Genomic DNA, 23895 nt, shown 5'->3' on the forward strand with positions numbered 1-23895 from the left:
GCTTTCCCGCATTCGCGTGGTACGGATGCATGCTCAATTGTGTAGCGATATGCGATACGATTCGATGAAAGATGAGTGCTGATCGATAACCCTGCGGTAATGGATGAGAAATAGCGATGGCTGCCACGAAAAGACCGTCCGTATTGCTTCCCGACGTGGTGCCGGCCGGGGCCGACCGCAGTCGTATCGAGCACTTGCCGCACGTGTTGCGCAGGCTGCGCATACGGGATCTGGAGACGCTCGACTGGCTGGGACGCCATCGCAGCTTTGCGCGTACGGCCGAGGAAGCGTCCATCACGCAGCCGGCGCTATCGAAATGGCTGCGCGAACTGGAGGACACGCTGGGCCTGCCGCTGTTCGAGCGCACCTCGCGACGGGTTGCGCCCACGGCATATGGCGAAGCGATGCTCGAATGCGTCGCGCGCATCCTCACCGACCTGCGCACGATTCAGCCCGCGTTCGATGCGTTGAAACGCGGCACCAGCCTGCCATTGAAGGTCGGCATGCTGCCGTATATTTCCATGCGCCTGCTGCCCGGCGTGATCGAGTATCTGGCCACACACGCGCCGACGCAGCAGATCAACTACACGGAAAACACGCTCGACCATTTACTGCCGCTAATGCAGCGCCGCGAGCTCGATATAGTCGTATGTCGGCTCGAATCGTCGGTGCTGACCGCAGGCTTTTCCGTCACCGAGCTGTATAGCGATGAGATTCTGGTCGTTGCGCCGAAAAATCATCCGCTGCATAGGCGTAGTCACGTCACCTGGCGCGACGCGGCCGCCTGGCCGTGGATCATGCCGTCGATGGGTTCTCCCATGCGAACCGCACTCGAAGTCGAGTTCGCAACTGCGGGCGTTGCCGCGCCTCAGGTGCTGATGGAGTCGACATCGCATCTGACCAACTGCGCTGTGGCACGGCGCGTGCCGTGCCTGTTCGTCTCGACTCGCTTGCGGCGCGGCGAAACGGATTTGAATGGAGAATTGCGGCAACTGCCGTTGAAGGTGTCGACCGCAGTGCAGCGCATCGGTGCGTTGACGGCTGGGCCGCAAAGTACGGCGGTGTCTGTGGTGCTAGCCGCGCTGCAAGCGGCCAGCCGGGAGTCGGTGTCCGCACAGGCGTCATGACAGGCTCGTGGCCTGGCAAGTTGCCGGTGTCGATCGTAGTGAGTCACCTGGTGAGATTGCCCACCGCGTTTGAATCGCCACCCGATAGCCAGGGTATTCCTCGATGCGCAATTGATCGAACCCGTCACCCGAACGAGGTCGCGCATTTCACCTTTTCATCAACTTCCATCGGCTGCGGGGCTTCGCGTCGTAACGCAACGCGTCGACTCGTGCGGCGAGGAACCGCGCTATCAGCACATTCACAGGACCCAGGTGCCTGCGCCCGAACCCGCAGAGCGAAACTGGCACATCAGTTGCCTTAAAGGTACCGAAGCGCCCAGATTGCACGAAACCGTTGATTGACCGGGTTTCGCAAGAATGGCGCAGAGGCGGCGACGCGCCCGCGATCGCGCGACTGAACGCAGTTGGAGTGAATCATGAATCCCGGTGTGATGTCCTTGCGTATGTTGGTCGAAAAATGGTTTGCGCCCACGTCGACCAAGCCAGCTCGGCTCGTGCGTTTTGGTCGCATGACATCGGATCAAAGGCGCTACGTGTGCGTGGAATCTGCCCGGCCCGATGGAACGCTCGTGATTTTCTTCTTCCGGCACGACGACGGCGCGTGGCGCGTGTTTCCACCTGCTGCCCGGTGCGCAACCATGAGGGCCTAAACCCGCAACCCCCGGCTCTTCAGGCGGTAAACCAACTGCGGCCTCGTAATGCCTAGCGTACGCGCCGCCGCAGACAGATTGCCGTCGGCACGTTGCACCGCGCTCTTGAGTAGCGCGGTTTCGATGTCGTCGAGTGAAGTCAGTTGCGCTTCGTCGCCCGCAATGCCGAGCAGCAGGCTGTTCACCTTGCGCGTGACCCGATGTACCTCGTCGCCTTCCATATCGCCCGTCTGTGTCAGCAACGCACTCGATGCCGTGAGCGAACCATCGCCGCCGATGCCGAAGCTCCCCGTTTCGATGCTCTCGCCGCTCGTGAAGAGATGGCCGATATCGATCGCGCCGCCGTCGTTGGCGAGAATCACACCGCGCTCGACGATGTTCTCCATCTCGCGGATATTGCCCGGCCAGCCGTAGTTGAGCAACGCGTCCAGCGCACGCGGCGTGAAGCCGGTCACGTCGCGCTGGTGGCGCTCGCGATACTTGCGCAGCATGTGATTGAGCAGCACTGGCAAGTCCTCGCGGCGCTCGCGCAGCGATGGAACGCGAATCGGAAACACGTTCAGGCGGAAGTACAGGTCCTCGCGAAATCGGCCCGCGCGGATTTCATCGCGCAGATCGAGGTTGGTCGCGGCAACCACGCGCACGTCGATACGCTTCGTCTCCGTGCCGCCGACACGCTCGATCTCGCCTTCCTGCAGCGCGCGCAGGAGCTTGCCTTGCGCGGTCATGCTGAGAATACCGATCTCATCCAGAAAGAGCGTGCCGCCGTGCGCACGCTCGAAGCGTCCGGGACGGCTTTGTGTAGCGTCCGTGTAGCCGCCTTTCTCCACGCCGAAGAGTTCGGATTCGACCAGCGCTTCGGGAATCGCAGCGCAATTGACTGCGACAAAGGGACCGGCACTGCGCGTACTGATCCTATGCAGCGTTCGCGCGCACACTTCCTTGCCGACACCGCTTTCGCCGAGAAACAGCACGGTCGCACGCGTGCTCGCAACGCGCTTGATCATGTGACACACCGCATTGAAACCCGGCGATGCACCGACCATGTTCGCGTCGCCGAATGCGCCTTCGCTGCCTTGATCGACTTTGCCCGCTGCAGATAAGCCTTGTGTGAAGGCCTGCGCCTGCATGAAGCGCAGATCGTCGGCAGCTTCTTCGCCCCATTCCTCGACCGGCTTGCCGATGATGCGGCAGTGCGACTGACCCAGCGCGCGGCACTCCACTTCGCGATAGAGAATCGGGCGGCCCATGAAGACGCTCGTATAACCGGCCGCATAGCCGAGCTGTGTCCAGCACACCGGCTCCGCGCCAATGCCATAGATGCGCACGTGTTCTTCATCTTCCGCGCAGTTCTTCCAGATGAACTCGCCGTAGTACTTGCCGCGCTCGACATCGATTTCAAGGCGCACCGGCTCCACCACCGTCATGCCTTCGAGCATATGCAGTTGCGGACCGACCGCGAACATCTCGGTGATGCTGTTCTCCGGGCGCACGCGACGCGCAAGCTCGGCATCGCGTGCGCCGGAGTTGTAGCCCATGCGTGTCAGCAGGCCACGCGCGGCATCGATCCCGAGGCTTTCGATCAGCTCGCGGCGCATCGAGCCCACCGCGCCCGTGTGCACGAGCAGCATGCGCTGCTCGTCGAGCCAGATGCGGCCATCGCCCGGGGAAAAGTGCAGCCGCGACATCAGATCCGCGATGTCGGGATAGCGAAGGCTGTCAACGGGAGCGCCCTTGGGCGCGACCATCGACATGCCGTCCTGCGCGTTCGTGGGCGCTTTCTCGCGGCGTGGCATTGCTCGTGTCTCCTGCTGTCTGGTCATATCGTTGCGCCCACGATAGGCGATCTCCGTGCGTGGCGCAATGCATCGCCGCATGGTTCGTGGATGGCGTCGGTGGCGCTATCGGTGCGTTCCCTGATACGGATTTGATCGATGCGCGGCGCGCTTGATCACACGCTTTTCGAGCATTTCATCAAACCGATTGTGCGCGTATCCGGGCCGCGTTGCATGCGTCGGGAAACGAATCGATGTCGTCCTGGCCTCGTGGCGTAACGGTCTCGCGGCTTCGCGCCACTGCAATGGTTTCGCTCGCAACCGTGCGTTGGCATAGGTGTTGCCTTATAGGGTACGCAGGCCGGTTCCCGATCAAATCATTCAATGACAACGCCGGCCATGAAAGCAAAACCCAAGGAGACAGCGATGCAACTGCCCGCTTACGTGCAGCCCCCACGCGCGTTCGACATCACCCGGCGCTATGTGCGCTTCAAGGAACAGAGGGACGACGGCTTCGTCGAATTCGATTTCTCCATTGGCGATCCGGCTCTGAGCGTCGAACTCGTCATGCCGTTGCGCGCTTTCCAGTCGTTCTGCCGCGCGAATCGTGTGACCTATCTGACGCGCGACGAAGGCAGCCAGCTCGACATCGATCAGGCCAAGTGGCGCTACGGCCAGCCCGGACTCTCTGAATGACCACCCAGACAAAGGAGTGACGAATGCAGATCGACATCAAGACTACGGCAGTCGAGCAGGTGCGGCAGACCTTCTCGCATGTCGCACGACGGCTCGGCGCGGACAAGCCCGCGTCGCGCTATCAGGAAGCGACCTTCGACCTGCAGCCCGAGGTCAATTTTCACTATCGGCCGCTGTGGCAGCCGGAGTTCGAACTCTACGACAAGGGACGCACCGCCATCGTGATGAACGACTGGTATGCGTTCAAGGATCCGCGCCAGTACTACTACGGCGCTTACACGACTGCCCGCGCGAAGCAGCAGGACGCAATGGAGAAGAACTTCGAGTTCGTCGCGAAACGCCGTCTGCTCACTGATCTTCCCGACGAAGCGAAGGCGCATATCGCCGCGCTGATGGTGCCGCTGCGTCACGTCGAGTGGGCCGCCAACACGAATAACTGCTTCGTGACGGGCTATGGCTGGGGCACGGCCATCACGCAGGCGACGATGTTCCATTGCATGGATCGACTCGGTATTGCGCAGTACCTGTCGCGCATCGGGCTCGCGCTGGATGGCAATCAGGGCACGTCGCTTGTCGAAGGCAAGGAGCGCTGGTTGAGCGATCCGATGTGGCAAGGGTTGCGTCGCGTAGTGGAGGACACGATGGTCGTGAAGGACTGGTTCGAGACTTACGTCGCGCAGAACCTGGTGCTCGACGGACTGCTTTATCCGCTCGTGTACCGGCATATCGACGAACGCATCGCGCGTCTGCATGGTCCTGGCCTCGGCATGCTTAACGAGTTTGCCAGCAGCTGGTTCGATGAAACAAGCCGTTGGGTCGACGCGACCGTCAAGACGGCGGCAGCGGAATCGCCTGAAAACAAGGCATTACTTGCGCAGCGGGTCACGAAGTGGCGCATGGCCGTGCTCGACGCACTGAAGCCGCTTGCACTCGAAGGGCTCGGCGACGATGCGCATCACGCGCTTGAAGACATTGCGCAGGCCTTCGACGCACGCATCGCAAAGCAGGGCGTGGAGGTGAGCCATGGCTGATTCCGTGTTCATCGCGTTTCAGGCCAACGACGACTCGCGTCCGATCATCGAGGCTATCGAAGCGGACAACCCGCACGCGGTCGTCAACGCGTTTCCCGCGATGGTCAAGATCGATGCCGTGGGCAGGCTCGTGATCCGGCGTGCGTCGATCGAAGCGCTGATCGGCCGTGAGTTCGATTTGCGCGAGTTGCAACTGAACCTGATTTCACTCGGCGGCAACATCGACGAGACCGACGACGAATTCATCCTCGAATGGAAAGCCTGAGCGGCGAGACAAAGGAGACAGGACAATGAGCACACAGCAGGCAACGCCGAAGAAGCTGAGCATCAAGGAAAACTACGCGATGCTCACACGCGGACTCGGCTGGGAAACCACCTATCAGCCGATGGACGAAGTCTTTCCCTACGACCGCTTCGAAGGCATCAAGGTACACGATTGGGACAAATGGGAAGACCCGTTCCGTCTCACGATGGACGCGTACTGGAAGTATCAGGGTGAGAAGGAGCGCAAGCTCTACGCGATTATCGATGCGTTCCAGCAGAACAACGGCCAGTTCAACGTCACCGATCCGCGCTACATCAATGCGCTCAAGCTCTTCCTGACCGGCGTGAGCCCGCTCGAATACGCGGCACATCGCGGCTTCGCGCTTGCCGGACGCAACTTTCGCGGCGCTGGCGCACGCATCGCGTGCCAGATGCAGGCGATCGACGAATTGCGTCATGCGCAGACGCAGGTGCATACGATCAGCCACTACAACAAGTACTTCAACGGCTTTCACGACTTCCGGCATATGCATGACCGCGTGTGGTACCTGTCGGTGCCGAAGTCGTACTTCGAGGACGCGATGAGCGCCGGCCCGTTCGAGTTCGTGACGGCTATCTCGTTCTCATTCGAATACGTGCTGACCAACCTGCTGTTCATGCCGTTCATGTCGGGTGCCGCTTTCAACGGCGACATGGCGACGGTCACGTTCGGCTTCTCTGCGCAGTCCGACGAATCGCGGCACATGACGCTCGGTCTCGAAGTCGTGAAATTTTTGCTGGAGCAGGATCCGGGCAACGTGCCGATCATCCAGAAGTGGATCGACAAATGGTTCTGGCGCGGCTACCGGCTGCTGACGCTGGTCGCGATGATGATGGACTACATGTTGCCCAAGCGCATCATGTCGTGGCAGGAAGCATGGGAAACGTACTTCGAGAAAAATGGCGGCGCGCTTTTTCACGACCTCGAGCGTTACGGCATCCGCATGCCGAAGTATCACGAAGTCGCAATGAAGGAGAAGGACCGTCTCTCGCATCAGGCGTGGGGCATCTTCTACAACTACACGCACGCGGCCGCGATGCATACGTGGGTTCCGTCCGACGATGAAATGCAGTGGCTCGCGCAGAAGTATCCGGCCACGTTCGACACGCTCTATCGGCCGCGCCTCGAATACTGGCGCGAAGAACAGCAGGCGGGCCGCCGCTTCTACAACATGACGCTGCCGATGCTGTGCCAGATCTGCCAGATCCCGATGGCCTTCACCGAGCCCGACGATCCGACGAAGATCTGCTATCGCGAGAGCGATTATCTGGGCAACAAGTTCCACTTCTGTTCGGACGGCTGCAAGGACATCTTCGACAACGAACCGGAAAAGTATGTGCAGGCGTGGATGCCCGTGCAGCAGATCTTTCAGGGTAACTGCTTTCCAGAAGACGCTGATCCCGCCTCGCCCGATTTCGATCCGATGCAGGAAGTACTGCGCTATTACCACATCAAAGTGGGCCAGGACGGGCACGAGTTCGAGGACTCGCCCGACCGCAAGAACTGGCTGCGCTGGACGGGCAAACCAAGCCATGGCGGCGAGGAAGCCCCCGAAGCGAATCAGAAAGCCGCTTAAGTACAAGACATAAGCAACCCACTTTCATGGGACCGGAGTTACGCGCTAAAGCGCCAGCTCCGGTCGACACAGGAGACGAACCATGTCAGTCATCGCGCTCAAGGAAGGCTATACGGGTGAGATAAAGGACCGTGTAGAGAATTACCACGGCAAGCAGTTGCTCTTCGTCGGCTGGGAGGACCATCTGATGTTCTGCGCGCCGCATTGCATTCCCGTTGAAGCGGCCATGCTGTTTGGAGCACTCGTCGAGACGCTGCTGCCAGCGATGTACGCATCGCATCCCGACTGGCAGAAGGTCGATATTCGCGCCGCGGAGTGGTTCCGGTCGGGACAGCCGTTCACGCCCGACTTCGATGCAAGCCTCGGCGAGAACGGGCTCGGTCACAAGGCGGTCATCCGGTTTCGCACGCCGGGCCTGAACGGTATCGACGGATCGCGCAACTAGAAGGGAGACGATGCAATGAGCTACCAACTGACCATCGAGCCGATCGGACAGACGATCGAGATCGAGGAAGATCAGACCCTGCTCGATGCGTGCATGCGCGCGGGCGTGTGGTTGCCGCACGCGTGCTGTCACGGCCTCTGCGCAACCTGCAAGGTGCAGGTGCTGGATGGCGAGATCGAGCACGGGCAGGCATCGCCGTTCGCGTTGATGGACTTCGAGCGCGACGAGCGCAAGTGCCTCGCGTGCTGTGCAACGGCGCAATCGGACCTGACGATCGAAGCGGACATCGACGAGGATGAGGATGCGCGTCATTTTCCGGTGCGCGACTACACCGGCCGCGTGAAGGAGATGGTGGACCTGACGCCCACAATCAAAGGCATCTTCGTTGAACTGGCGGGCGACGGCATCGAATTTCAGGCGGGCCAGTACGTGAACGTGCATATTCCGGGTGAGAGCATGCCGCGCGCGTTCTCGCTCGCGGACAAACCGGCGTCGCGCACGCTGATCGAGTTGAACGTGCGACGTGTGCCGGGCGGCAAGGGCACAGGCTATCTCCACGAAGGCATCAGGTCGGGTGACGAAATCCGTTTCAGCGGCCCATATGGGCGCTTTTTCGTGCGCAAGTCGGACCCGCAGCCAGTCATTCTGATCGCAGGCGGATCAGGTCTGTCGAGCCCCAAGTCGATGCTGATCGATATGCTGGAAGAGAACGACGCGCGGAAAATCACACTCGTGTATGGCGCGCGCAATCGCGCAGAGCTCTATTACCACGATCTCTTTCTGCAGCTGAAAAGCGGGCACGCGAACTTCACCTATGTCCCCGCGCTGTCCGACGAGCCGGCTGATTCATCATGGGAAGGCGTTCGCGGCTATGTGCATGATGCGGCAAAGGCGCACTTCGACGGCGTCTTTCGTGGGCACAAGGCGTATCTGTGCGGGCCACCCGTGATGATCGAAGCGGCGATCCGTACGCTCATGCAAGGCCAGCTCTTCGAACGCGACATCTACACGGAAAAGTTTCTCACCAGCGCAGACGGCGCTGAGGCGCTCGCGAAGAGTCCGCTATTCAAGTCGATCTGAATCGTCTTTCTCAAGCGGTAGGTGCTGGTGAGTGTCGTCGCGGGCGCTGTCCTGGCGTCCGATGGCGACGTGCCAGGCTCGAACTCTGGTCCGATGGTCGGTTGTCTAACGAAATGCACGCATCTGCGAATGCATGAGCTGGAGTAGCCGGTTCGAGGCGACCGACAGCTTTCGTCCGACGCGCGTGACGAGTTGCGCTTCCGCGTTGGTAAGCAGCGGGTGATCGATCGGAATCGCGAAGAGTTCTCCTGCGTCCAGTTCGGTCGAGACGGAAAACGCCGGCAAACATGCAATGCCCAGCCCCGATTTGACGAACTGCTTGAGGATGGCAATCGAGTTGGTCGTGACGATCGGATCGAGGCGTATTTTCTCGGCATATTCGACGGCCTCGAGCATCTGTCTGGTACCGAAGGAGGGATGCGCCGCTGCCAGCGGAAAGGACCCGAGTTCCTGCACCGTCATGGCTTTTTCACGGCGCGCGCGAGGGAAGCCGGGGCCCACGATCGCCATCAGCGGCTGCATGCGCGACGCCCGCGTGACAATCTTGGGCTCGGGCGGCGGGTTGTAGACCAGCCCGATGTCGCCCTCGTCCTCGGTAATCTTGCGCATGACCTCGTTTGTCCCGGCGAGGTCGAGGTTGACCTTGATGCCAGGGTACTGTTTGCAAAACTGCTGCATCGGGCCCGACAGCATGTCGGACACGAAACCCTCGCCGAGCACGACGTTGACCTGCCCCGTACGCAAGCCGCGCAGTTCCTGCAAGCGGCTGATGAGGTCGTCTTTGTGCGCCATCTGCTCGCGGTAGTACTCGATCACGTACTGTCCGGCCTCCGTAGGTTTCACCCCGCGGGCATGCCGCTCCACCAGCGCGGCATCGAGTTCACGCTCCAGCAACCCTATCTGTCTGCTCACTGCCGACGGCGCGACGTTCAGCCAGTCAGCCGCCGCGCGAATGCTGCCGAATCGTACGGCTTCGTAAAAATAGACAATCCTGCTCTCCGTCAGACTCTCTGCCATGAGACCTCACCGTTCGAATTATTAGAACGCTTCGCAAATTGGCGTTTATTGATTATAGGTTTTCGAAAGTCCAGTATGGAAGCCAGGCAGTCGAAAACGTGGAGCGGCAGCCACGGGTATGGACTGCGAAATCAAGAGACCTGGAGCTAGAAACATGAAGACGGTTGGTGTAATCGGTCTGGGCAATATGGGGCGCGGGATGGCGCTCTCGCTCAAGCGCGGCGGTTTCAACGTGCTCGGCTATGACGCCGCGCCCGGCGTTGCGGACAAATTGCAGGAAGAAGGCGTTCAGGCGCGCGCTTCGATCGCTGACATCGCGCGTGATTCCGACGTGCTGATTCTTTCGCTTCCGACTTCTGATATCGTCGAGCAGGTCGTGCTCGGTGAAGCTGGCGTGGCCGCGAGCGCGAAGCCGGGGCTGATCGTGGTGGACACGACGACGGCGGAGCCGGGCAGCACGCGCAAGGTTGCTGCCGCGCTTGCTGAACGCAAGGTTGGCTTCGTCGATGGTCCCGTCAGCGGTGGACCTAAAGGTGCAGCGACGGCCACGATGACGATGGTGCTAGGCGGCTCCGACGAAGACGTCGCAGCCGTCGAACCGATCCTCGCCGTGATGAGCGCGAAACGCGTCCACGTTGGCCCCGTCGGCGCGGGTCACGTGACCAAGATCATCAACAACATGTTGACGGGCGTTCACCTGCTGGCCGCGAGCGAAGCCGTGCGCGCCGCCGAAGCGAACGGCGTCGACCCGGAAAAGCTGGTCGAGGCGCTCAACGGCGGCTCGGGCAAGAACAGTGCAACGCTGACGAACTATCCGACGTGGATCTTCAATGGCAAGTTCGACTCCGGATTCACGATGAAGCTCATGCGAAAGGACGTGCGCCTTGCGATGGCGCTGCTCGATAGCGCGCACGCTACCGCGCCGATCGCGAAGGAAGCGGGCCGTCTGTGGGCGGCGAGCGCGGACAGCATCGGCGATGCGGAGGACTTCAACCGCATCGTCCAGTTCATCGACAAACAGTAGTCGCCAGATATCCGGAGCCATTTTCAGATGAGCAAGAACGCAGAAGACCTTCTCGTAGCGTTTCAGCATTTCTTCCCGCACGCACAGACCATCGGTTCGTATGTCGGTGGCGAACTGATTGAAGGCGCGGGTGAGACGATTCAACTCTTCGATGCCGCGACGGGCGAGAAGAGCATCGCCTACAAAGACGGCGGCACGGCCGTGGTCGAACAGGCTGCCGCCGCAGCCGTGCGCGCGCAGAAACAGTGGTGGGCGCTCACGCATGCGGCACGCGGCCGGGTGATGTTCGAGATCGCCCGCCAGGTGCGCGCGGAAGCGGAAGCCCTCGCGCGGCTCGAATCGCTTGGCTCGGGCAAGCCGATCCGCGATTGCCGCGGCGAAGTCGCGAAGGTCGCAGAGATGTTCGAGTACTACGGCGGCTGGGCCGACAAGTTCTACGGCGAAGTGATTCCCGTGCCGACCTCGCACCTGAACTACACGCGCCGCGAGCCGGCTGGCACCGTGCTGCAGATCACGCCGTGGAATGCGCCCGTGTTCACGTGCGGCTGGCAGGTCGCGCCTGCGATTTCGATGGGTAACGCGGTGCTGCTCAAGCCGTCCGAACTCACGCCGACCAGCTCTATCGTCATCGGCCTGCTGTGCGAGCGCGCGGGTGCGCCGAAGGGCCTCGTGAACGTGCTGGCAGGTCTTGGACAGACGGTCGCGCAGTCGGCCATCGCGCACAAGGCGATCAAGAAAGTGGTGTTCGTCGGCTCGCCGGCGACGGGCGCGCGGATCGCCGAAGCGGCTGCGAAGCGTGTGCTGCCGTGCGTGCTCGAACTGGGCGGCAAGTCGGCCAACATCATCTTCGGCGACGCGGACCTGAAGCGCGCGGCGCTGACCGCGCAGGCAGCCATCTTCGCCGGCGCTGGTCAAAGCTGTGTGGCAGGTTCGCGTCTGCTGGTGCAGCGTAGCGTCTACGACGAATTCGTCGCGATGGTCGCCACGGGCGCCAGGAAAATCAAGGTTGGCCAGCCGCTCGACGACAGCACCGAGGTGGGCCCGATCAACAACCGCAGGCAGTACGAGCACGTCATGTCGATGATCGACAAGGGCGTGGCGGCGGGCGCAACGCTGGCATCGGGTTCGCAGGAGCGTTCGAACGCGGGCTACTTTGTTTCGCCGACCGTGCTGTCGAACGTCACCAACGAGATGGCCGTCGCGCGCGAAGAGATTTTCGGGCCGGTGGTGGCAGCCATTCCGTTCGACACGGAAGAAGAAGCCATCGCGATTGCCAACGATACCGAGTTCGGCCTTGCCGGCGCAGTATGGACCACCGACGTCGCGCGCTCGCATCGCGTGGCAGCGCAAGTCGATGCCGGCACCTTCTGGGTGAATGGCTACAAGACCATCAACGTGGCGTCGCCGTTCGGCGGCTTTGGTTTGAGCGGTTACGGTCGCTCGAGCGGTGTCGAAGCGCTCTACGAGTACACGCAGACGAAGAGCGTGTGGGTCGAGACCGCCAAGGAACCGCCCACGGCCTTCGGCTACCTTTAATCGGCAAGGTGTCCTCCCCGCGTTATCGGGGAGAACCATCAATCTGGGGAGACCTGACCAATGAACAGCATAACAATGCACTCGTCCGGCGGCCAAGGCGTTCGCACGGCCAAGCTACTCGTCTTCGCTGCGGGCGTGATCCTGCTTGCCGAACTGATCGGCTCCTTCACGTTCAAGATCGGTCCGGGCAAGGTAGTTCTGTTGCCGATGATCTGGGCGTTGCTGCTCGGTGCGGCAATCGGCGTGGCCAGTGCGCGATCGAATAGCGCCGCGCGCCTCGATGTGAAAACGCAGTTTTACGCTGCGGCCATCCTGCAGCCAGCGTTGCTGCTGTTCATTGCCAAGCTCGGGTTGATGATCGGCAGTGCGCTTCCCAAGCTTGCGTCCGCAGGCTGGGCGCTCGCCTTCCAGGAACTGGGCCATTTTGTCGGCACGATCCTGCTGGGCTTGCCGCTCGCGCTGCTGCTCGGTATCAAGCGCGAAGCGATCGGCGCTACGTTCTCGGTCGGCCGTGAGCCGAGTCTCGCGATCATCGGCGAGAAGTACGGGATGGATTCGGCGGAAGGGCGCGGCGTGCTGGCGGAATACCTCACTGGAACCATCTTCGGCGCGGTCTTTATCGCCATATTTGCGGGCTTCGTCGCGAGTCTGAATATCTTCGACCCGCTCGCACTCGCGATGGGTTCGGGCGTCGGTTCGGGCAGCATGATGGCAGCGGCGTCGGGCGCAATCGCCGCGCAGCAAACGCCGGAGGTTGCCAAGTCGGTGCTGACGTTTGCGGCCGCGAGCAATCTGATCACGACGACGGTCGGCACGTACTTCACGTTGTTCATCTCGCTGCCGATGGCACTGTTCGGCTATCGCATTCTAGAGCCGCTGATCGGCCGCACGACGAGTGCATCGAACGCGTCTGAAGCGGCAGAAGCCAGCCGGCCGAAACTCGGCGACGTACAGACGGAAGCGCCGCATCTCAGCTATGGCGGCAAAGTGTTGGCGTGGGTCGTCACCGCCGTGTTCGCGCTGGTATGCGACTGGATGGCGCACGGCACGACGCCGCTCGCAGGACTGCCGGGCATGTTGATCATGCTGCTTGCTGTCGTTGTCGGCGACGCGCTTTCCACGCTGACTGGCCGCAAGATTCCGGCAGTGTGCTGGGTTTCGTTTGCGGCGATGTACGCGACGTCTCCGTGGTGCCCCTGGGGCACACAGCTGGCTGAACTGAGCGCGCGCAACGATTTTCTGGGCGTGACCACGCCGATGCTCGCCTTCGCCGGACTCTCGATTGCGAAGGACCTTCCCGCTTTCCGCCGGCTGGGCTGGCGCATCGTGCTGGTCTCGTTCGTTGCAAACGCGGGCACGTTCCTCGGTGCGACCGTCGTCGCGCAACTGTTCCACATCTAGGCGGCCGGCACCGCCCGCGCAAACGCGGCGGTGCAACGCGCGCTACGGGCTGTGCAATCTGATGTTGACGTCGATTGCCAGCAAGAAAATCTTATCAAGTGACTATGAACGCTATTGCCGAAATCCAGGCATTCTCGGAGGAGATGACTGCCGTCCGTCGTGACATCCATGCACACCCGGAACTGGGATACAACGTGAACCGGACGGCGGATCTTGTCGCCAGCAAGCTGGAAGAGTGGGGCTTGCCTGTTGTTCGCGGAGTTGGCAAAACTGGCCTGGTCGCGACGTTGAAGCGTGGCAACAGTACGCGCGCAATCGGACTTCGCGCGGACATGGACGCGTTGCCGATGCAGGAAGCAAATGGGTTCGCGCATCGCTCTACGGTGCCGGGCGCCATGCACGCATGCGGGCACGACGGTCACACGACGATGCTGCTCGGCGCAGCACGATATCTCGCGACGTCAGGCGATTTCGACGGCACGGTGCATTTCATTTTTCAGCCTGCCGAGGAAGAAGGTGCCGGCGCGAAGGCGATGATCGACGACGGTCTGTTCGAGCGCTTTCCTGTCGATGCCGTGTTCGGTGTGCACAACTGGCCGGGCATTCCGGAGGGACACTTCGGCGTGCGGGCCGGTGCGATCATGGCATCGACGAGTCTCTTCAGGATTACCGTAACGGGCGCGGGATGCCATGGCGCGATGCCGCATCTGGGAGAAGACCCGGTATTTGCAGTCGCGCAGATCGTCAGCGCATTACAGAGCATCCTGACGCGCAACAAGAATCCGATCGATGCGGCCGCCTTGTCGGTGACGCAGATTCATGCGGGCGAAGCGCAGAACGTCGTGCCGACCGATGCCTGGCTGGGCGGCACGGTGCGCACGTTTTCGGACGAGACGCTTGACCTCATCGAGAGCCGTATGCGGGCCATCGTCTCGGCGATTGCGTCTGGTCTTGGCTGTCGCAGTGAGATCGAATTCAGCCGGAACTATCCGCCGACTATCAACGATCCTGAACAAACCGCGCTGGCGGTTGAAGTCATGCGTGAAGTCGTTGGCTATCAGGCTGTCGATGCGGCGATTCAGCCCACAATGGCCGCCGAAGACTTTTCGTTCATGTTGCGTGCAAAGCCGGGTTGCTACGCGTTCATTGGCAACGGCAGCGGCGATCATCGCGTTATCGGGCATGGAGCGGGGCCGTGCCTGTTGCACAATGCGAGTTACGACTTCAACGACCGTTTGCTTCCCGTGGGGTCGACGTATTTCGTGCGACTCGTGGAGCGGTTTTTGAAGCGCGCCTGAACCCATGCAATAGAAACAGCTGGCGATAAAGGCTCATAACGCAGAGCCTTTATCGCCTCGCGAAGCCCGGCGCAAGTCACTTTGACCGGGATCTGAAAGAGTCGATCGCGCGCTCCAGGCGTGCCAAGCCTTCGTCAAGACATTCGTACGGAATGTTGAGCGGCGGCGCGAAGCGCAGCACGTTCGGACCCGCATTCAGAATCATGACACCGTGTTCGAGCGCGGCCGTCATGATGTCTTTCGAGCGTCCCTGATACGCATCGCTTAACTCCGCGCCAATCAGCAAACCTGCACCCCGAAGCTCGCGGAACACTCCGGTGCGCGAATTGATCGAGCGCAGGCTGGCGAGGATGTGGGCGCTACGCTCGCGTACGCCGTCGAGAATGTGCGGGGTGTTGATGAGTTCGACCACGCGATCCGCAACGGCCGTCGCCAACGGATTCCCGCCGTACGTCGAACCATGTGTTCCAACGGAGAAGTGTTTGCCGATGTCCGCGGTGGTGAGCAGCGCGCCGATCGGGAAACCGTTGCCGAGCGCTTTGGCTGTCGTGAGGATATCGGGCGTGACACCTGTGTCCATGTACGCGAAAAGCGAACCGGTTCGACCGATGCCCGTCTGCACTTCATCAAAGATAAGAAGCGCGTTGTGCCTGGTGCAGGCATCGCGCAGACATTGCAGGAAATCGGCCGTTGCCGGAATCACGCCACCTTCGCCCTGGACCGGCTCCACGATCACCGCGCAGGTTCGATCGTCGATGGTGGCCAGTGCTGCGTCGATATCGTTGAAGCGGATATGCGAGATGTCGCCCGGCAGCGGGCCAAACCCGTCCGAGTATTTCTGCTGGCCGCCGACGCTGACTGTGAATAGCGTACGTCCGTGGAACGATTGCTCGAAGGAAATGATCTTTGTCTTCCGGGCATTGACACCGAAGCGGTCGATCGCTACGCGTCGCGCGAGCTTGAGTGCGGCCTCGTTCGCTTCCGCGCCGGAGTTCGCGAAAAAGGCATTCTCCGCAAAGGTCGCGTCGGTCAGGCGCACGGCTAGCTTGAGCGCAGGAATGTTGGTGAAGACGTTGCTCACATGCCATAGCTGTTCAGCCTGCTTCGTGAGCGTTTCGACCAGCGCCGGATGCGCGTGACCGAGCGCGCAAACGGCGATGCCGCTTGTCAGGTCCACGTAGTCGCGGTCCTCTTCATCCCAGACGCGAGAGCCCTGCGCGCGCACGGGTATCACCGACGCGGGCGCGTAGACGGGGGCCATGACAGTATCGAACGTGTTGCGTGATGGATGTGGTGTAGTCACTGGAGAGCTTCGCTGCAACCGGATAAGGGAATTGCGGAACGAGGGTAATGCCACCGGAGAGATGGCGGACCCAGGAGTCCGACTGTTATAGCGAGAGTGTGCCGGTGACGGGGCTGCTTGCGGCTAACTCAAAGTTGGAAGTTTGTTCGAAAAAACCGAACGCAGTGTGAGGGGTTGCGTGGGTTTTGTGGGGATGAGGGCGGGTATCTTAGTCAGAGATAGCCACTCGATCGTCCGGTAGCCGTTGGTACCCACCCAGTCAACGATCACCGTTCGACTGTCAACGCTGCGACAGCCGTGGATCTCATGGAACTCGCGCCGCTACGGCCAGCCGGCCTTGGAAAGCAATTGAGCGCGTAGCTGTCGCTCTCCACCATCCTGGTCCGCTGGAACTCAGAACAAAGCGGGCCGCTGCTGGCGCCCGCCGCCGCGTTGGCCCTGCGCGAGCTTACGCGCCTGCTCGATCTTGCGCGCGGTTTGAGTGAGTTCCGTGGTCGCCTTCGTGTTCAATTCGAAGATGAACTTGCCCTTGTCGATGTCGGCGAAATCAATCATGACGATGTTGGGCATGAAGACCTTCAGCGCGACACCGTTCGTGTAGTCGGTCGATGAGACGTAGGTCGGCAGCCGCGATTCGATCGCCTCGCCGAACCCGGCCATCCACAGCTCGGTGAGCGCAGTCGGACGGTTGTCCGGTCCCCACATGGTCGAGTCGCGCTCCCGGATGCTCCGCTTCAGGCCGGTGGTGGTCCAGTACATCATCCCCATCACCTCAGGGTCGGAGTTGAGGGCGCCGATCTTCATCAGCCCACTCTGCTTCTCGATGTTGGACGCGATCTTGCCCATGTCGCTGTCGCCGTTGAACGCGTTGGTGCCGCCCTTGCCGACGAATTGCAGGCCGTCGTAGCCGCTGTTGTAGCCGGTGCCGTCCTCGAGGCGCTTGCAACCCCAGATCCCGTTCGACGAAAGGTAGCCCTGGCCGGTGACTTCGTCGATACCCTTCTGGGTGAACAGCACGACGACGTGCTTCTTCAGCTGGTCGAGCGTCTTCTCGTTGAGGCTGCCCGTGCCCGTGAAGAGAGCGGTGCCGAGCTCCCTCACGCAGATCTCCGCGATGATGCTCCAGTTCGTGCACTTGTCGAACTTCAGGAGCAGGAATTCGCTGGTGTTGTATTTGACGAACTCTTTCGCCTGTTTCAGCATGTCCACGAGCCGCATGCCGAACGCGCCGTCCAGCGGCAGCTTCGTGGTGGTGACGTCGGCCTTCCTGCCGCCCAGGTCGAAAACGATCTTGTCCTTCTTCTCCTTCAGGTGCGTCAGCTTCGGGTCGGCATGGAAGGCCTTCAACAACACCGGCGAGGCGGAAATAGTCGAGCTCTTGGTTGCCGCGATCCGCAGGTCGAACAGGCGCACGCCGGCTTTGGCCTGCTCGAAGATTTCGAGGTCCTGGGTCTGGACGTTGGCGTCGCCGCTCGTGATGCCCGCGTCGTGGCTGCCGGCGAAGACGATGTCGCAGAGCCGCTTGCCGCCACCCAACCTGTAGTAAGTGATCATGGCCGTCGTACCTCCGATAGAGAGTGCGTGTTCGACGAAAACCGAACGCTCATTCCACGTGTAAGTGAACGCTGCGGACTTGGCGATGCGGCTCTGAATGTTTTTACTCCGACGCTTCCTTGCTGGTCAAACCATTTCGGCGGTACCGGGAACTTCTGCAATGAGGCCCGGTTGATACCGCGCGTACGTTCCGCGAGCATCGTTGCGCGATGGCACGGCCGGAGTTCGCACATCAGGGATACAAAGCCCACCTTCAGCCAAACGTTTGCGCGCGTGCGGTTCAGCTATTCCTGCGTCGCCGTGAAGTAATCTGTAAAAAATAGAAACAAATTTGTCAACGAACGGGGCGCAGTTCGCGTTATTGCAATGAATTTTCCGATCCTGCCGTTCGCGGGAGGCCGCCCAGAAGGGCGGCTCGCGATGTGTGACGCTCAAATGGATCGGTACGATAAAAATATTACCAATAATTTCACCCCCCCCACGTTCCATCGATTCAACTTTGCCAGGGAGGCAGGCGGTACATGAAGGCATTGAGTATTCTCCACAGCGAGTCGTCGCGTGGGTGGGGCGGTCAGGAAGTCCGTACGCTGAAGGAGATGATCGCGCTGCGCGCGCTCGGTCATCACATCGAACTCGTTTGTCCGGGCGATGCCGTGCTCGGCGAGCGCTCGCGGTCTGAAGGGTTTGCCGTTCATCACGCGCGTATCCGCTCGGGCGCCGATGTGCGTTCGATGCTGCAGATCCGCGCGATTCTTGCGCGTGGTCAGTTCGATATCCTGAATACGCACAGCGGCCACGACAGCCTCGTGGCGGGCATGGCGGGGCGTCTCGCACGCACGCCGCTCATCGTGCGTACGCGCCATCTCGCGTTGCCGATCACATCGCTGGCCACGTATAACGTGTTTCCGCACCGGGTGGTGGCGGTGAGCCGTTACGTGCGCGATTACCTCGTGTCCGCAGGCGTGAAAGAAGACCGCGTCGAGATGATCTATGACGGCATTGTCAAGCCAGAGCCGCTTGCGCACTCCACGCTGCGCGACGAGCTCGGACTAGGGCCGGATGCCATGATCGCAGGCATCGTCGCAATTCTGCGCGGCAAGAAAGGCCACGATGAGCTGATCGCCGCCGTGGGCCCGCTGATGATCGAGCGGCCGAATTTACACGTTGTGATCGTGGGCAACGGCGCGGAGTTCGGCCGGCTTCAAACGACGATCACTGAACTCGGCCTCGCGCATCGTATCCATATGCTCGGTTTCCGCAAGGACGTGTACAACGTTCTGCGTGGCTGCGATCTGTTCGTGCTGCCGACACATCAGGAAGCACTAGGGCAGGCGTTTATCGAAGCGATGGCGATCGGATTGCCGGTGATCGGGACGTGTGTCGACGGCGTGCCCGAGCTTATCGAGGATGGCGTGAACGGCTTGCTCGTGCCGCCGAAGGACGTCGAAGCCTTGCGTGGAGCGATCGCGCGACTGGTCGACGACGCACCGCTACGCGCGCGTTTCGGCGCAGCGGGCCTCATCAAGACGGACGGCCGGTTCACGGTCGAGAACATGGCGAACGAAACGGTCGAATTTTACCGGCGTGGGCTCGAAGCGCGGCGGGCGTCTGCGGGCCGCTGGCGTCGGGCGGCGACATGAGCCGCAGCGCCAAAGTTGTGCCGGTACTGATGTATCACCACGTCAGCACATCGCCGGGCATGATCACCGTATCGCCCGCGCACTTTGCCGAACAGATGGCGTGGCTTGTGAAGTCCGGCTACCGGACAATCGGCAGCGAGCAGCTCGTCGCGTGGTTCGCGGGCGAGCCGCTGCCCAAGAAGTCCGTCATGCTGACCTTCGATGATGGCTACCTCGACAACTGGGTGCACGCGCATCCCGTGCTGGAGAAGTACGGACTCACCGCGCTGTGTTTTCTCGTGACGGGCTGGCCCGGCGACGGGCCACCGCGCGCCCATGCCGGCACGGGCGGGGCGCTGCCGCCGCTGCTGGATCATCATGCGGGCGAGGTGGCGATCGAGAACGGCGAGGCTGACGGCGCGATCCTGCGCTGGTCGGAAATCGACGCGATGCGCGCAGCGGGCACGTTCGAGTTTCACAGCCATACGCACACGCACGTCAGATGGGATCGGGTCGCTGCCAACGCGCAAGAAAAGCGCGAAAGTCTCATGCGCGATCTGATCGAATCGCGTGCGATGCTGCAAGCGCGGCTGGGTGAAGGTTCCGACCACCTGTGCTGGCCTCAAGGCTATTACGACGACGACTATTTGAACGCTGCGCAGCAGGCGGGTTTCCGTCATCTCTACACGTGCGAGACGGGCCCAACCTATCCGCGAAAGGATGCAGGCGTCGTGCGTTCGATCTCCCGGCTGGAAGTGCGGGACCGACCCGCATCGTGGCTGGCATCACGGCTCTGGGTGCATACGCGCCCTGCAATCAGTCGGGCTTACTTGCGTATCAAGCGGTAGCGATATTCCAGCGTTGGACGCCGCGCTCGCCTCGCATTCGTATCGCGTGTTTGCATGAGTCCGACTCCCTTGGGGTAGTCGGACGTCTGCTGCTAAAGCTCGTTGGCTCCGTTCTCCATGTTCACAACATCTGCTCGCGAAACGACGGCTTCGGGCCTTGCCCAGTGAGAGCGAGCGGCCAGATTGCCTCCGCTGTCATCTGTTCCCTCCCAGCGACTCTCGAACAGCTTGATGTCCATGTGTTTTGCTAGCGTGTCGACGTGTTCTCAAATTCCCGCTAGCAAGCCGCTCCAGGAAGGCAAGACGATCTCTCCCGCACTGAGAGAACTGATAACGCTTGTGCATCAATCGCGACGAAATATGCGATATTTCGGAGCGGGCTCGTCTTGCGTGCGAGCTTAGGGCAATCCGCACAGAGGCCCTTACCCCTGAAAGAATGAGACACCGCATTTCTCAATGATCCGAAATTCACTGACCAGCAACACGGAGGATGGCTCGTGGGCGTCAACTTCGACCTGAATGACTTGCAGGCCTTCCGTGCGGTCGTGGAACTCGGCAGCTTTCGCAAGGCCGCTGAGTCGGTCAACATCTCCCAGCCGGCGCTGAGCCGCCGTATCGACAAGCTGGAGGAAGCCCTTGGCGTGCGGCTTTTCGACCGTACGACGCGCAGCGTGACATTGACCACGATCGGTCGCGTCTTCGCACCGAGTGCGGAGCAACTGCTCGACGATCTCGACGTTGCTCTGCTCGGCATCCGCGACGTGTCGTCGAGTCGCCTGGGTCACGTGACGATCGCTTGCGTGCCATCGGTCGCCTACTACTTTTTGCCGAACGTGGTCGCGAGCTATCACCGCCGTTTTCCGCGCATCCGGGTCAAGCTGCTCGACACCAGCGCCAATGAAGTGCTTGGCGCCGTCATCAGCGGCGAAGCGGACTTCGGCGTGAGCTTTCTGGGAAGCCAGGAGTCCGAGGTCGAGTTCAAGGTCCTGTTGCAGGAGCGCTTCGTTGTTGCGTGCCGGCGCGACCATCCGCTGGCGCGCAAAAAGCGTGTCACATGGAACGAGCTCTACGAACACGAGTATGTGTCCGTCGACAAGACTTCTGGCAATCGAATGTTGCTCGATCAGGCGCTTTCCGCCGTGTCGGTTCGTGCGCCAAGCGTGGTCGAGACGCGCCATGTGACGACGATGTTGGGTCTGATCGAGGCGGGGCTCGGTGTCGCCGCGGTGCCTTCGATGGCCATGCCGGGTCGCGAACATCATGTGCTGACGAGCGTCCCGCTGGTCGATCCCGTGGTAAAGCGGCGAGTGGGGATCGTGACGCGGCGCGGCAGGTCACTCACGCCGGCCGCGCAGCAGTTCTACGACATGATCATGGCGATGAAGCGCGGAGGCATGGGGACGGGCGAAGCCGAGGCCGGTGACGCCGGAAGAAAGCCGACCACCAGAAGGAAAACTGCATCGTGACCTTCGCGTGGCCGCTCCGGCTGCTCTATGTGCAGGTCTTGCTAGGTATGGTGCTTGGCATGATGCTCGGCCACTACTGGCCGCAAGCGGGAACGCAACTCAAGCCTCTGAGCGACGCATTCGTCGGGTTGGTGCGGATGATGATCGCGCCCGTCGTCTTCTGCACGATCGTCTCTGGCATCACGTCGCTCGCAGATGGAACGACGGTTGGACGTACCATCCTGAAGGCACTCGCACTCTTCTATTTTCTGACTACTCTTGCGCTTGCACTCGGCCTCGCGACCGCCTGGCTACTGCGCCCCGGTGCGGGCATGCATATCGATGTGCATCATCTGGACACGAGTGCCCTGTCACTCTACGTCAAGCACACCCAGCCGCACGGCCTCGTGGATTTTGCGCTCAGCGTGATCCCCGACACGATGTATGGTGCTTTCGACAGCGGCGAAGTGCTGCCTGTACTCCTGCTCTCGGTGCTTTTCGCCTTCGCGCTGAACGCCTGTCCGCAAGCGGGACGGCCGGTGCTGGCGTTTATCGAAAGCATTGCGTATGTGCTCTTCCGCATCCTCGCGATGATCATGCGGCTCGCCCCATTCGGCGCGTTCGGCGCAATGGCGTTCACCGTGGGGCGCTTCGGCATCCGCTCGGTCGGTTCGCTCGGCATGCTGATGGTGTCGTTCTACGTGGCGTGCACGTTGTTCGTCGTGCTGGTTCTCGCGCCGCTCGCGCGGTTGCACGGCTTCGCGCTGTGGCGGTTGCTGCGCTACCTGCGTGAAGAGCTGGTGATCGTGCTTGCGACCTCGTCGACTGAACCGGTCCTTCCGCGCCTGATCGTAAAGCTCGAGGCGCTTGGGTGCGATAGAGGAATTGTGGGACTCGTGCTGCCCGCAGGTTACTCCTTCAATCTCGACGGCACCGCGATCTATCTGACGCTTGCGTCGGTGTTCATTGCGCAGGCGTGCGATGTACCGCTTTCCGGCACGCAGATCGCGTTGTTACTCGCCGTCATGCTGATCACGTCCAAGGGCGCGGCTGGCGTGTCGGGCAGCGGGCTCGTGGCGCTCGTCGCGACCTTGACGGTGATTCCCGATCTGCCCGTTGCGGGGGTGGCGCTGCTGGTCGGGATCGACCGGTTCATGTCGGAGGCGCGTGCGTTGACGAGTGTGATCAGCAACGCATGCGCGGTGATTTTGGTCGCAATGTGGGAGGGCGCGTGCGACCGGACGCGTCTCTCGGCGATGTTGCGCGCCCCCGCGCCGCCCAATGTCGACGACCCTGCAACGAATACTTCGGGCTGAGACAGGAAAGCGGCGCGCGGCGCGCCGTCCGTCTCGCGAGTCAATGCGACGTCACGGAGTCGAGGCCAGTCGATTTCACTTCGGGCTGTGCTTCTGGCGACGCAAGATAGTCGAGCAGGGCTTTCGCTTCCTTCGGATGTTGTGCTCCAACCGGAATGCCGGCGGCGTAGCGCGTCACGGATTGCAGGGACTCGGGAATCTTGCCGACGAAGGCCGCGCCCTTTACCGGCAACAGTTCGCTGACCTGCTGAAAGCCGATTTCGTAGTCGCCGTTTGCCACCACCGACGCGACGGGAATCCGAGGAATCATCTTCGCTTTCTGCCCGACCTGCTCCTCGATGCCAAGCCGTTTGAACAGTTCGCGCTCGATATAAACACCGCTCGCGCTGTCAGAGTAGGCAATCGACTTCGCGTGCAACAGGGTCTGTCGGAGTCCCTCGATCGAGCTGATGTCGGGTTTCGGTGCGCCATCACGCACAACCATGCCGATTCGCGAGTCCGCGAGTTCAACGCGCGATCCGGGAACGACCTTGCCTTGCCTGATGAGATCGTCCAGTGCGTAGCCGACCATGATCACGACATCGGCGGGCTCGCCCCGTTCGAGGCGATTGGGTATCGCCTCAGGCGATTTGCCCATCGAAGGACCGAGTATGGTGTCGAGCGTATTGCCGGTCGCCGACGTGAAGCGGGGGCCGAGCAGCTTGTACGCAGCGGTAAAGCCGCCGGAACTCATGACCTGAAGTTCAGCAGCCTGCACGTTCGCTGCCAGAGCCGAGAGCGCGATCAGCGCTGCGGCGGACAGCTTGCCAAGGAGATTTTTCATGGATCAGGGTCGTTCGGATACGTAGGT

22 protein-coding genes are annotated in these 23895 nt (G+C 61.4%); 16 read left to right on the top strand and 6 right to left on the bottom strand.

Features of this window, described 5'->3' with window-relative positions:
• Positions 1 to 116 precede the first annotated feature (116 nt).
• Entirely contained in the window at positions 117 to 1127 is a 1011-nt protein-coding gene (locus tag G3O01_RS12685) for a LysR substrate-binding domain-containing protein (RefSeq protein WP_205805024.1), read from the top strand.
• Positions 1128 to 1543: 416 nt separating this feature from the next.
• Positions 1544 to 1777, top strand: a complete 234-nt coding sequence (locus G3O01_RS45300) for a hypothetical protein (RefSeq protein ID WP_241023888.1) — start codon at positions 1544 to 1546, stop codon at positions 1775 to 1777.
• Here G3O01_RS45300 and G3O01_RS12690 read toward each other — a convergent pair.
• On the bottom strand, positions 1774 to 3573 hold the full coding sequence (locus G3O01_RS12690) for a sigma-54-dependent Fis family transcriptional regulator (protein WP_241023889.1): 1800 nt from the start codon (positions 3571 to 3573) through the stop codon (positions 1774 to 1776). The genes G3O01_RS45300 and G3O01_RS12690 overlap by 4 nt on opposite strands.
• A gap of 405 nt (positions 3574 to 3978) precedes the next feature.
• Between G3O01_RS12690 and G3O01_RS12695 the strand changes: the two genes are divergently transcribed.
• From G3O01_RS12695 to G3O01_RS12720, 6 genes are all read left to right on the top strand, one after another.
• Complete coding sequence (locus tag G3O01_RS12695; RefSeq protein ID WP_205805025.1) at positions 3979 to 4248, top strand: phenol hydroxylase subunit; 270 nt, start codon at positions 3979 to 3981, stop codon at positions 4246 to 4248.
• A 23-nt stretch (positions 4249 to 4271) separates the two neighbouring features.
• Entirely contained in the window at positions 4272 to 5279 is a 1008-nt protein-coding gene (locus tag G3O01_RS12700; RefSeq protein WP_205805028.1) for an aromatic/alkene monooxygenase hydroxylase subunit beta, read from the top strand.
• Positions 5272 to 5544 (top strand): MmoB/DmpM family protein, encoded by a 273-nt coding sequence (locus G3O01_RS12705; RefSeq protein ID WP_205805029.1) that lies wholly within the window; start codon positions 5272 to 5274, stop codon positions 5542 to 5544. The genes G3O01_RS12700 and G3O01_RS12705 overlap by 8 nt, the downstream gene beginning before the upstream one ends.
• Positions 5545 to 5569: 25 nt before the next feature.
• Complete coding sequence (locus G3O01_RS12710; protein WP_205805031.1) at positions 5570 to 7159, top strand: aromatic/alkene/methane monooxygenase hydroxylase/oxygenase subunit alpha; 1590 nt, start codon at positions 5570 to 5572, stop codon at positions 7157 to 7159.
• 82 nt (positions 7160 to 7241) lie between these two features.
• Positions 7242 to 7604: a phenol hydroxylase subunit P4 gene (locus G3O01_RS12715; RefSeq protein ID WP_205805035.1), complete on the top strand. Its 363-nt coding sequence runs from the start codon at positions 7242 to 7244 to the stop codon at positions 7602 to 7604.
• A 15-nt stretch (positions 7605 to 7619) separates the two neighbouring features.
• A complete protein-coding gene (locus G3O01_RS12720; RefSeq protein WP_205805036.1) occupies positions 7620 to 8684 on the top strand; it encodes a phenol 2-monooxygenase domain-containing protein in 1065 nt (354 codons plus the stop codon).
• 105 nt (positions 8685 to 8789) lie between these two features.
• Here the strand turns inward: G3O01_RS12720 and G3O01_RS12725 are convergent, their stop codons facing one another.
• Positions 8790 to 9701, bottom strand: a complete 912-nt coding sequence (locus G3O01_RS12725; protein ID WP_205805038.1) for a LysR family transcriptional regulator — start codon at positions 9699 to 9701, stop codon at positions 8790 to 8792.
• A 154-nt stretch (positions 9702 to 9855) separates the two neighbouring features.
• Here G3O01_RS12725 and G3O01_RS12730 point away from each other — a divergent pair, with 154 nt between their 5' ends.
• The 4 genes from G3O01_RS12730 to G3O01_RS12745 all read left to right on the top strand — a co-directional run bounded on the left by G3O01_RS12730 (position 9856) and on the right by G3O01_RS12745 (position 14960).
• Positions 9856 to 10725, top strand: a complete 870-nt coding sequence (locus G3O01_RS12730) for an NAD(P)-dependent oxidoreductase (RefSeq protein WP_205805039.1) — start codon at positions 9856 to 9858, stop codon at positions 10723 to 10725.
• A gap of 27 nt (positions 10726 to 10752) precedes the next feature.
• Positions 10753 to 12261, top strand: coding sequence for an aldehyde dehydrogenase family protein (locus G3O01_RS12735; RefSeq protein ID WP_205805040.1), 1509 nt, complete (start codon positions 10753 to 10755; stop codon positions 12259 to 12261).
• Between the two features lie 60 nt (positions 12262 to 12321).
• On the top strand, positions 12322 to 13662 hold the full coding sequence (locus G3O01_RS12740; RefSeq protein WP_205805042.1) for a DUF3100 domain-containing protein: 1341 nt from the start codon (positions 12322 to 12324) through the stop codon (positions 13660 to 13662).
• 104 nt (positions 13663 to 13766) lie between these two features.
• Positions 13767 to 14960 (top strand): M20 aminoacylase family protein, encoded by a 1194-nt coding sequence (locus G3O01_RS12745; RefSeq protein WP_205805043.1) that lies wholly within the window; start codon positions 13767 to 13769, stop codon positions 14958 to 14960.
• A gap of 76 nt (positions 14961 to 15036) precedes the next feature.
• On the opposite strand, the gene G3O01_RS12750 is transcribed toward G3O01_RS12745, so the two are convergent.
• The 3 genes from G3O01_RS12750 to G3O01_RS12760 form a co-directional block, all read right to left on the bottom strand.
• Positions 15037 to 16263: an aspartate aminotransferase family protein gene (locus G3O01_RS12750; protein ID WP_205805048.1), complete on the bottom strand. Its 1227-nt coding sequence runs from the start codon at positions 16261 to 16263 to the stop codon at positions 15037 to 15039.
• Positions 16264 to 16656: 393 nt separating this feature from the next.
• Positions 16657 to 17817, bottom strand: a complete 1161-nt coding sequence (locus tag G3O01_RS12755; RefSeq protein ID WP_205805053.1) for a hypothetical protein — start codon at positions 17815 to 17817, stop codon at positions 16657 to 16659.
• 126 nt (positions 17818 to 17943) lie between these two features.
• Positions 17944 to 18348 (bottom strand): hypothetical protein, encoded by a 405-nt coding sequence (locus tag G3O01_RS12760; RefSeq protein WP_205805057.1) that lies wholly within the window; start codon positions 18346 to 18348, stop codon positions 17944 to 17946.
• Between G3O01_RS12760 and G3O01_RS12765 the strand changes: the two genes are divergently transcribed.
• From G3O01_RS12765 to dctA, 4 genes are all read left to right on the top strand, one after another.
• Positions 18339 to 19457 carry a glycosyltransferase family 4 protein gene (locus G3O01_RS12765; protein ID WP_205805061.1) on the top strand — a complete coding sequence of 373 codons (1119 nt, stop codon included), beginning with the start codon at positions 18339 to 18341 and terminating at the stop codon, positions 19455 to 19457. The two genes, G3O01_RS12760 and G3O01_RS12765, sit on opposite strands and share 10 nt — an antisense overlap.
• Complete coding sequence (locus G3O01_RS12770; RefSeq protein WP_205805062.1) at positions 19454 to 20284, top strand: polysaccharide deacetylase family protein; 831 nt, start codon at positions 19454 to 19456, stop codon at positions 20282 to 20284. The genes G3O01_RS12765 and G3O01_RS12770 overlap by 4 nt, the downstream gene beginning before the upstream one ends.
• Before the next feature lie 497 nt (positions 20285 to 20781).
• Positions 20782 to 21750 carry a LysR family transcriptional regulator gene (locus tag G3O01_RS12775; RefSeq protein WP_205805065.1) on the top strand — a complete coding sequence of 323 codons (969 nt, stop codon included), beginning with the start codon at positions 20782 to 20784 and terminating at the stop codon, positions 21748 to 21750.
• Complete coding sequence (gene dctA / locus G3O01_RS12780; RefSeq protein ID WP_205805073.1) at positions 21747 to 23045, top strand: C4-dicarboxylate transporter DctA; 1299 nt, start codon at positions 21747 to 21749, stop codon at positions 23043 to 23045. The genes G3O01_RS12775 and dctA overlap by 4 nt, the downstream gene beginning before the upstream one ends.
• Positions 23046 to 23085: 40 nt before the next feature.
• On the opposite strand, the gene G3O01_RS12785 is transcribed toward dctA, so the two are convergent.
• On the bottom strand, positions 23086 to 23868 hold the full coding sequence (locus G3O01_RS12785; protein WP_205805075.1) for a substrate-binding domain-containing protein: 783 nt from the start codon (positions 23866 to 23868) through the stop codon (positions 23086 to 23088).
• Positions 23869 to 23895 lie beyond the last annotated feature (27 nt).

Source organism: Burkholderia sp. Ac-20365 (assembly GCF_017104715.1).
In the GTDB taxonomy this organism is placed as follows: domain Bacteria; phylum Pseudomonadota; class Gammaproteobacteria; order Burkholderiales; family Burkholderiaceae; genus Paraburkholderia.